The sequence below is a fragment of the Terribium retamae genome, from assembly GCF_022347545.1.
Classification (GTDB): Bacteria; Pseudomonadota; Alphaproteobacteria; order Rhizobiales; family Rhizobiaceae; genus Mesorhizobium; species Mesorhizobium retamae.
This window is the reverse complement of sequence record NZ_JAKREW010000090.1, coordinates 1-7086: the sequence shown is the minus strand read 5'-3', so window position 1 is coordinate 7086 and position 7086 is coordinate 1. Positions and strand designations below refer to the sequence as shown.

The 7086-nt window shown below is 61.0% G+C and carries 7 protein-coding genes; 1 reads left to right on the top strand and 6 read right to left on the bottom strand.

The features are described from left to right. The 4 genes from L4923_RS30345 to L4923_RS30330 form a co-directional block, all read right to left on the bottom strand. Positions 1 to 200 (bottom strand): formate--tetrahydrofolate ligase (locus tag L4923_RS30345; protein WP_239366769.1); only part of this gene is annotated, 200 nt, incomplete at its 3' end. A 95-nt stretch (positions 201 to 295) separates the two neighbouring features. Continuing rightward, positions 296 to 1180: a bifunctional methylenetetrahydrofolate dehydrogenase/methenyltetrahydrofolate cyclohydrolase FolD gene (folD, locus tag L4923_RS30340; RefSeq protein ID WP_239370816.1), complete on the bottom strand. Its 885-nt coding sequence runs from the start codon at positions 1178 to 1180 to the stop codon at positions 296 to 298. A gap of 20 nt (positions 1181 to 1200) precedes the next feature. Beyond that, positions 1201 to 1575 carry a BRA0787 family protein gene (locus L4923_RS30335; RefSeq protein ID WP_239370815.1) on the bottom strand — a complete coding sequence of 125 codons (375 nt, stop codon included), beginning with the start codon at positions 1573 to 1575 and terminating at the stop codon, positions 1201 to 1203. Positions 1576 to 1811: 236 nt separating this feature from the next. Beyond that, a complete protein-coding gene (locus L4923_RS30330; RefSeq protein WP_239370814.1) occupies positions 1812 to 4175 on the bottom strand; it encodes a trimethylamine N-oxide demethylase in 2364 nt (787 codons plus the stop codon). A gap of 274 nt (positions 4176 to 4449) precedes the next feature. Between L4923_RS30330 and L4923_RS30325 the strand changes: the two genes are divergently transcribed. Then, on the top strand, positions 4450 to 5814 hold the full coding sequence (locus L4923_RS30325) for an NAD(P)-binding domain-containing protein (protein WP_239370813.1): 1365 nt from the start codon (positions 4450 to 4452) through the stop codon (positions 5812 to 5814). Positions 5815 to 5922: 108 nt separating this feature from the next. Here the strand turns inward: L4923_RS30325 and L4923_RS30320 are convergent, their stop codons facing one another. Both L4923_RS30320 and L4923_RS30315 read right to left on the bottom strand, forming a co-directional pair. Next, positions 5923 to 6213, bottom strand: coding sequence for a hypothetical protein (locus L4923_RS30320; RefSeq protein ID WP_239370812.1), 291 nt, complete (start codon positions 6211 to 6213; stop codon positions 5923 to 5925). A gap of 2 nt (positions 6214 to 6215) precedes the next feature. Continuing rightward, the gene (locus tag L4923_RS30315) at positions 6216 to 6929 is read right to left on the bottom strand and encodes a hypothetical protein (RefSeq protein ID WP_239370811.1); all 714 of its coding nucleotides are present in this window, start codon (positions 6927 to 6929) and stop codon (positions 6216 to 6218) included. Between the last annotated feature and the right edge of the window lie 157 nt (positions 6930 to 7086).

The following is a 7086-nucleotide window of genomic DNA, read 5'->3' as shown; positions in this document are numbered from 1 at the left end:
GGATTGATGGCGGTGACCAGGATCAGCTTGCCGTCCTTGTTGCCCTTCACCGACTTGATGAACTCGGCCGAGACCTTCGCCTTGTCATGGCCGTAGGGCAAAAGATGCTCGTTCGGTATGCCGATCTTCTCGCCGATCGCCTGGATCGGCTGCTTCTTCGCGCCACGCGCGATCTCAATGTCACTCTTGTACTCGGCCATGAGGGCTCTCCTCCCTTGTCTTTGTCCGTTCCGGCTTCCCGATTCCGATGCCGGCGCCTCAAATCTAAATCCTGCGCCTCACACAGGCGGTCTCGCTATGCTCTCTGACCGGCGGCGCGGACGGCAGATGCCAGCGTATTCGACATCAGAAGCGCGATCGTCATTGGCCCGACACCGCCCGGCACAGGTGTGATGGCACCGGCAGCGGGCAAAGCCTCGTCATAGGCGACATCGCCCACCAGCCGCGCCTTGCCGTTTTCGGCGGCAGGTAAGCGGTTGATGCCGACATCGATCACGACCGCGCCGGGCTTGACCCAGTCCCCCTTGACCATTTCCGGCCGGCCGACGGCGGCCACGAGAATGTCGGCGGTGCGGCAAAGCTCGGGAAGATTCTTGGTCTTCGAATGCGCGACCGTGACGGTTGCGTTAGCAGCCAGAAGCAGGTTGGCCATCGGCTTGCCGACGATGTTGGAGCGGCCGACGACGACCGCATTGAGACCGGAAAGGTCACGACCAAGGGTGCGTTCGATCAGTAGCATCGAGCCGGCCGGTGTGCAGGGCACGAAGGCCGTCTCCAATTCCCCGGCACCGAGCTTGCCGACATTGACGAAATGGAAGCCGTCGACATCCTTGTCAGGCGAGATGGCCTGGATGATGCGGCCGGCATCGATCTGCCTGGGCAACGGCAATTGCACCAGGATGCCGTGAATGGTGTCGTCGGCGTTGAGCTGCTCGATCAGTGCGACGAGATCTTCCTCGGACGTGTCGTCAGGCAACGTGTGTTGTATGGAATGAAAGCCGCATTCCTTGGCTTTCTTTCCCTTGGAGGCGACATAGACCTGACTGGCAGGATCCTCACCAACGATGACGACTGCGATGCCTGGCTGTATGCCGGTTCTGGCCACCAGATCCTGCGTCGCCGTCTTGATGCCAGCGACCAACTCTTCGGCGACAGCCTTGCCGTCGATGATCGTGCTCATTGAACGTCCTTTGCTGCCTGTCAATTCGATGCGAGCTGAGGGAGATCGCCAGCGTCGAGACAACCGGGCGAGGGGATATGCCCGAACCGCTGGCGGCAATAAGAGAGCATCAGTCGTGCGCCGCGCGCGTATATGTCGCCGCTGTCGATCAACGCGCCCTCGCGCGCTGCAGCGAGTACGACGTTGACGGATTCACGGATACGAAAAGGCATCAGATCAGTGCATTCCAGCATGGCGCCAAAGACGGCGCTCACCGGGACTGCACAGCCTTCGACGAATACCGCAGGCTCCTGCGTGTCGCCGTCCCCCTCGAGCGTATCCATGGCGTCCTGGAAAGCCTGATGGAGAGTGATCGGGGCGTGCCCCTGGTGAAGGTCATACAAAACTTTCGGCACGGTTGCCTCATCGTCTCGAGTGAGCTTTCGCGACGCTCGGAGCGATCTGTACAATACCGCGCCTTGCATCATGGGAAAGATATTTGCACATAAGGAAAAGGCAGGCAAGGCATGTTTCGGTAGAAATTATCCACCTTTCGACCATGATCTACGGGTCGGGAAATCGTGAAGTGCTGGTTTCGGAAAAGGAAAAAGGCGGATCGCTCAGGGAGTGAAACGATCCGCCTGTAACGGCCTCAGGAACGGGGTCTGATCTTCTGCGGGTCGTAGTGGGCGAAAGGGACGACTCGGGCAGGAAGGCGTTTCTGGTGGCCGTCGAGCTTGCCGATCTCGACTTCGGTTCCAACGTCCGAATGCGTGACATCTACCCTGGCCAAGGCAATGTTCTTGCCAAGAATCGGCGAACGCATTGAGGACGTGACTACGCCGATCTGTGCCCTGCCAATGTGGACGCAGTCGCCATGGCCGACATCGACATTGCTGTCGATTTCCAGGCCGACGAGCTTGTGGATCGGGTTCTCCTTGCGCCGGATCAGCGCCTCGCGTCCGATGAAGTCATCCGTTTTCGATTTGAGCGGCACCGTGAAGGCGATGCCAGCCTCGAACGGGTCCGTCTGGTCAGAAAATTCATAGCCGGCGAAGATCAGGCCCGCCTCGATGCGTACCATGTCGAGCGCAGCCAGGCCCATCGGCACCAACCCGTGCGGTTGGCCGGCTTCCCAGACCGCGTCGAAGACCTTCTCGGCATCGCGCGGGTGACACCAGATCTCATAGCCAAGCTCGCCCGTGTAGCCCGTGCGCGAAACCACGATCGGCACACCCTGGGAATCGCCGATGCGTCCGATGGTGAAGCGGAACCATTCCACCTCCGCCAATGCCGGCTGATGCGGCGGCGTCCAGACGATCTCCTTCAGGATGTCACGACTCTTCGGACCCTGCACGGCGATGTTGTGCATCTGATCGGTCGAGGAACGCACCAGAACTTTCAAGCCCAGTTCCTCGGCCTTTTCGCGCAGCCATTGGCCGGAATAGTCGTCGCCGCCGATCCAGCGGAAATTGTCCTTGCCGAGCCTCAGCAAGGTGCCATCGTCGATCATGCCGCCGTGCTCATAACACATGGCGGTGTAGACGACCTGGCCGATGCCGAGTTTCTTTACGTCGCGGGTGAGCGTGTATTGTAGCAGCGCTTCGGAATCCGGGCCGGTCACCTCGAACTTGCGCAGAGCGGAAAGGTCCATCACCACTGCCTTTTCGCGACAGGCGCGGTATTCCTGCAGCGGTCCCTCCTTGGCGAAGGAATTGGCGAGCCAATAACCCTTGTACTCGATGAAATTGCGGGTGTGCTTGGCGAAGCTGGAATGAAAGGCGGTTTCGCGGGTCATTTTTGGCTCTGCATCCGGGGTCACTCGTCTGGCAATCGCGCGGGAGAATTTGTGCTGTCCGGAATAAGTCCGGACATGGATATCGGTAAGGTCCCAGCCATTGGCCGGCGTGGTGTCGTCGGGACATGCAGAAGACACACAGACGATGTCGGTCAGTGCACGCAGAAGCACATAGTCGCCGGGCCGCGACCATGGCTCGTCCGAGAACATGACGCCATGCGCATCGATGCCTGTATTGAAGAAGAAGTTCACCGCCATCCAGCCGCCGCGGGCCGTCACGCCGTGCGGAGCCAGTGCGCCGTTGAAGTTCTCAGAGCAGTTGATGTGTCCCGGATAACCGATGTCGTCGTAATACTTGGCGTAGCAGGCCAGCGCGAAGGCATCATGCCGGCCACAGGTATCCTGTACGACTTCGACCAGCGGTTCGAAATCCTGATCGAAGTATTTCGCATGCAGGCCAGGCATCGGATAGGCATGACCCATCAGGGAGCGGGTGGCGGTGACGTCGAGCGCCAGATCTCGTCCCTTGTCGAGCTTGCGGGCCGAGAAGCACTGGAAGTCGGTGCATTGCCGGCCGTCGACATCGATGATCTGGATATAGTCGCCGGCCTTGACGAAATAGGCTTCCGCCGTGCGTGACTTGACCCTCAGATCAAGCACCGGGTCGGCAAGCGGATCGGGCAGCTCGGATCTTCTCTTGGCGCGGATCGCCGCACGCCGTACCGTCACGACCAGCGGCGTGGCCGTATCGTGACCGTCGACCGCCATCGGCCCGCCGGGAGCCGCGATGACAAGCGAACCCTCGCGCGTGGCGGTGAAGCTTTCCTCGGAGCCTGCCGGGGTGGTGCCGGAAAAGATGCGCAATGCTTCTGCATTGGCGAGCTGCAGCTTCCGGCGTTCCAGTCCATTGCGCAAGGCACGCAGGCTGTCCTCGCCGCCCAGCAGCAGGGCTTTGAGGCCGGCTGCGTTGCTGTTGCTCTTGGCGCCGATGATGCCGGGATCTGCGCGGCCCGATTGATCGAAGGCGAGCAATTCGCATGGCTGGCCGCCTTCCGCGTCGCGGATGGTAATCCTGTCGCCGACTTCGATGTCGATGACGACGGCCCCGGCGCCCGGCACATGATAGCGCTCCGTACCCGGCAGGAGCAGCCCGGGCCGGAAGATCAGGCTGGGCCGGGGCGGGCCGGCAACCACGCTGGGGTAGGCTGTTTGCTGCATGACCACCTCACACGAAATTTTGCCCGTGTGTAAAATAATTTCAATCTAGAGAATACCCGTTTCGTCCCTTCACGCAAGTGTCGGTTTTCACCGGTGTAGGCGATCCTTGGGATTTCGTGTCTCCTCCTTTCGTCCAGTCTTGGTCCCGAATGCCAGGCTGGGCAAGCTTACCGCTGTTGTTCAACATGAAGCTTATTGACAGCGGTGAAATCGCGTTATTATCATCACAGTGAAAATTTTTTCGCTGTGGAAATGAACTGGGAGGTGTTTCCGTATGAAAGCGCGCGTCGCCGTGATTGGAGCCGGCCCGTCGGGCCTCGCACAGCTAAGAGCATTTCAATCCGCTGCGGAGAAGGGCGCCGACATCCCCGAAATTGTCTGCTTCGAGAAGCAGGCCAACTGGGGTGGTCTGTGGAACTACACCTGGCGCACCGGCCTCGACCAATATGGCGAGCCTGTCCACGGTTCGATGTACCGCTATCTGTGGTCGAACGGCCCCAAGGAGGGCCTTGAGTTCGCCGACTATTCTTTCGAGGAACATTTCGGCAAGCAGATCGCCTCCTATCCGCCGCGCGCCGTGCTCTTCGACTACATCGAAGGCCGGGTGAAGAAGGCCGGGGTTCGCAAATGGATCCGCTTCGAGACGGTCGTGCGTATGGTCACCTGGAACGAACAGACCAGGAAATTCACCGTCACCGTGCAGGATCTGCCGAAAGATCATTGCTATTCCGAGGAATTCGACAACGTCATCGTCGCCTCGGGGCATTTCTCGACGCCAAATGTCCCCGAATTCCCCGGCTTCGACCGCTTCAACGGCCGCATCCTGCACGCTCACGATTTCCGTGATGCCCGTGAATTCGCCGGCAAGGACATCCTAATCGTGGGTACCAGCTATTCGGCCGAGGATATCGGCTCGCAGTGCTGGAAATACGGCGCCAATTCGATCACCAACTGCTACCGCACCGCACCGATGGGCTTCAAATGGCCGGACAATTGGGAAGAGAAACCGCTTCTGGAGAAGGTAGACATCAACACGGTCACCTTCAAGGACGGGTCGACCAAACGCGTCGACGCGATCATCCTGTGCACCGGTTACAAGCACCACTTCCCGTTCCTGCCCGACGACCTGCGCCTGAGGACGGCCAACCGACTGGCAACAGCCGATCTCTACAAGGGCGTCGCCTACGTCCACAATCCGGAGCTGTTCTACATTGGCATGCAGGACCAGTGGTTCACGTTCAACATGTTCGATGCGCAGGCTTGGTGGACGCGTGACGTTATCCTCGGCCGCATCAAGCTGCCGTCCAGCAAGCAGGAGATGATCGCCGACGTCGAGGACCGCGTAGCACGCGAGGATGCCGGCAAGGATGCCCATGATGCGATCGAATATCAGGGCGACTACGTCAAGGAACTGATCGCGGAAACCGACTATCCCAGCTTCGATGTGGACGGCGCCAACGAAGCCTTCTTCGAGTGGAAGGAGCACAAGAAGCAAGGCATCATGGAATTCCGTAACCATTCCTATCGCTCGGTCATCACCGGCACGATGGCGCCGGCCCATCATACGCCGTGGAAGGATGCGCTCGACGATTCCCTGGAATCATATCTGCGCACGGCCTCGCCCGTCGCAGCGGAGTGAACCAAGGCAGTCCGAGTTGGCGCCAGCGCGGGCAACCATGCAGGCCATATCAAGAAAGCCCGCCGCGGTGACGCGGCGGGTTTTCCTGTCTCGTAAAACTGTAAGGGTCTATCGGCTGGCAGATGTCCCTTGGGCTGCTATCCGACCGGCTGCCGCATATCTCATGCGCGCCCGGCGATAGGCGTCAGGAATGGAAAGCGCCCAGACAAAAAGCCCGCCGGCGTGACGCCCGATGAAGGATTGGTCCGGTGTCGTGGTCATATAAGTGAGCACGGAGAAGAACAGCACGAAGAACGCGAAGACCAGCCCGCGTGGCGCCTCGCGGATGACCACATGGCCAGCGCCGGGCAGCACGATCGCCAAAGCCAGTACGGCATAAGGGTTGATGTGCCTGGTCATCCTCACGCTCCCATGCGCTCCGATCTATTCATTTCGGTTGTTGTGACGTCCCTGTTGGGGAGCGCTTCCGACAGCAACCGAGCCTCGGCGATGGCCGTGCGGATCAGATCGGCTGGTATCTGCTCGAGTGGAAAACGCACCTGGCGCAACAACAGGTGCGCGCCGCGGTCGCCCTCGGCAGCCTGGCGGATCAAACGCACGCCCCGGGCTGTGATGACGGCCTCCTTGACGGCGGGATTGCGGAACAGCGCCGAAAAGATCGAGCCGCTTCTATCAATTTCGGCCGCCGTCGCCGTACCATCGCTGCGCATCAGGATGGACGTTTCGGACTGCGGCGGCGGCCCCCATTCGGGCAGATCGTGGACGAGCGAATAGAACTCGGCGCCGGTCGGCCGCGATAGGGCGCCAATCGAGGGTCGGTTCTGGGGCGAATGTTCGGTGAGCGTCAGCTTCAGCCAGAGTTGCGGCAGCCTGCGGCAGACGAGCGTGTCGGCGATGAGTTCAAGGCGGAGCCGCCGGCCGTCGGAGAGATTGCCGTCGAGCATGGGAAATCCATCGCGTGACAGGCGGATCCGGCTGCTGTCGAGAATATCGGCCGCGGCATCGAGAAGGCCCCGGCGCTGTACGGCCAGCCTGCGCTGGTCACGGAGGGCAACCACCGCCAAAGTGGCGACGGCAACTGCTGCAAACAGGGCGAGGGCAAGATCGGTGATCATCGTGATGATCCAAAATGCCGCGGGGCGGGGCCCCCCGCGCGGCGGGGGTTTTTTATATACCGGGGGGGGGGGGGCCCGGCGGGGGGGCGGGGGGGGCGGGGGGGGGGGGGGGGGGGGCCCGCCATAGGACCCCCACCCGGGGGCGGGGGTGTGGGCC